Raw genomic sequence first — 2091 nt, forward strand, 5'->3', positions numbered from 1 at the left:
GGGCAGTAGAACGGTCCGGTCGCGGCGCTGGCGACCCCGCAGCCGGAGCGGGTGGAGTCCCGGAACTCCACCACCTCCGGCAGCGGCAGCTCGGCGCCGCGGTCGGCGAACAGCCCGCCCCCGTAGGCGTCGAGGGACTGCACCGTGGCCGACAGGCGGCACCGCTGGTCGGTGTTGGCCTGCTCGGCGGTGCACTGCCCGACGCTGGACTCCTGCTCCGCCGGCTGCCCGCCGCCCGCGGCGCCCTGCAGGACCGGCGTCGGGTCCACGCCGGTGAACGTGTAGATCAGGAACCCGATGATCGCGACGAGGCCGACGCCCCCGCCGGCCACGGCCCCCGCCCCGCCGCGGCGGCTGCGCACGCGACCGCCCTCGAAGCTGCCGCCACGGTTGAAGGTCATGGCGGGAACGTAGGACCAGGGCGGCCGGGTCGGCCACACCTGGCGCCGGCGGTCGGGGCCCGTACGGTGCGGGGGTGGTGAGCAGCAGCAGGGACATCGACGTCGTCGTCCACGGGGCGACGGGGTTCACCGGCCGCCTGGTGGCGCGCTACCTGGCCGAGGCCGCGCCGGCCGGGGTGTCGGTGGGGCTGTCGGGGCGGTCCGAGGACCGGCTCGCCGAGGTCCGCGACGGGCTCGGCCCGCGCGCGGCCGACTGGCCGCTGCTGCGCACCGACAGCGCCGACGACGACGACGTCGCGGCGCTCGCGGCCCGGGCGCAGGTGGTCGTGACCACGGTGGGCCCGTACGAGCAGCACGGCCTTCCGCTGGTGCGGGCGTGCGCGGCGGCGGGCACCGACTACGTCGACCTCACCGGCGAGGTGCTGTTCATGCGGGCGAGCATCGACGCCTGCCACGCCGACGCCGAACGCACCGGGGCGCGGGTCGTGCACGCGTGCGGGTTCGACTCGGTCCCCTCCGACCTGGGGGTGCACCTGCTGGCGACGACCGCGCGCGAGCACGGCCTCGGCGAGCTGGGTGCGACGGCCTACGTGCTGCCCGGCGCCCGCGGCGGGCTCAGCGGCGGCACCGTGGCCAGCGCCCGCGGCATGCTCGCCCGCGCGGTCGAGGACCCCGCCGCGCGCCGCGTGCTCACCGACCCGTACGCGCTGAGCCCGGACCGGGCGCGCGAGCCGGACCGCACGGTCGACGGCGCCGGTGACGGCCGCGACCCGGTCGGGGTCCGCTGGGACGCCGACGCCGGCCGCTGGCTCGCGCCGTTCGTCATGCACGTGGTCAACAGCCGGGTGGTGCGCCGCTCCAACGCGCTCACGGGCTGGTCGTACGGCCGGGGGTTCACCTACCGGGAGTCGGTCGGGGTGCCGGGACGGCTGACGGGTGCGGTCGGGGCGACGGGGGTCGCGCTCGGCACGGGCGGGGTGGCGGCGCTGGCCGCGCTCCCGCCGACCCGCCGCCTGCTCGACCTCGTCCTGGACCGGGCCCTGCCGGGCGCGGGCTCCGGACCGGACCAGGAGGCGATGGACGAGGGCTTCTTCGCGGTGCGGCTGCACAGCCGCACGAGCACCGGCCGGCTCGTGCAGGCGCAGGTCCGGTCCCAGGGTGACCCGGGCTACGCCTCCACCGCGCGCATGCTGGGGGAGTCGGCGCTCGCGCTCGTGCTCGACCGCGACGACCTGCCCGACCGGGCGGGCGTGCTGACCCCCGCCACGGCGATGGGCGACGTGCTCGTGCGGCGCCTGCGCGAGGCGGGCATGACGCTGCGGACCCTCTAGCCCCGCCGGTCAGGCGGCACGCAGGTGCCGGTGCAGCGCGATCTCGACCGGTCCCTGCACCTGGTGCTCCTCGACGGGCACCGTGCGGACCCGCCCGCGCGAGGGCCCACCCGGCAGCGGCGGGGCCTGCGAGTCGTAGGTGTGCCCGGTGGGGGTGGTGGTCGTGATCGTGTGGACCCGGCCGGGCGGGCCGACCGCGGCGCGCCAGCCGGGGGACTCCTTGACGAGGTTGCACGCCACGCACAGGCCGGCGGTGTTCGCGGAGTCGGTGCGGCCGCCCCGGGCGTGCGGCACGACGTGGTCGACGTGGCGGACGGGCGCGTCGCACCAGGGGGTGCGGCAGGTGCCGCCGTCGCGGT

Annotated in this window: 3 protein-coding genes; 1 reads left to right on the plus strand and 2 read right to left on the minus strand. The window is 77.9% G+C overall.

Annotated features, from left to right (window positions below; genetic code table 11):
* Window positions 1-401 (minus strand): neutral zinc metallopeptidase (locus tag ACTUAL_RS28315; RefSeq protein ID WP_440902378.1); only part of this gene is annotated, 401 nt, incomplete at its 3' end.
* A 77-nt stretch (window positions 402-478) separates the two neighbouring features.
* Between ACTUAL_RS28315 and ACTUAL_RS28320 the strand changes: the two genes are divergently transcribed.
* On the plus strand, window positions 479-1732 hold the full coding sequence (locus ACTUAL_RS28320) for a saccharopine dehydrogenase family protein (protein ID WP_440902379.1): 1254 nt from the start codon (window positions 479-481) through the stop codon (window positions 1730-1732).
* 9 nt (window positions 1733-1741) lie between these two features.
* Here the strand turns inward: ACTUAL_RS28320 and ACTUAL_RS28325 are convergent.
* Window positions 1742-2091, minus strand: a 350-nt coding sequence (locus ACTUAL_RS28325) for an HNH endonuclease (RefSeq protein WP_440902380.1), incomplete at its 5' end; no start/stop codon positions are given.

This window comes from Actinosynnema sp., assembly GCF_052038725.1.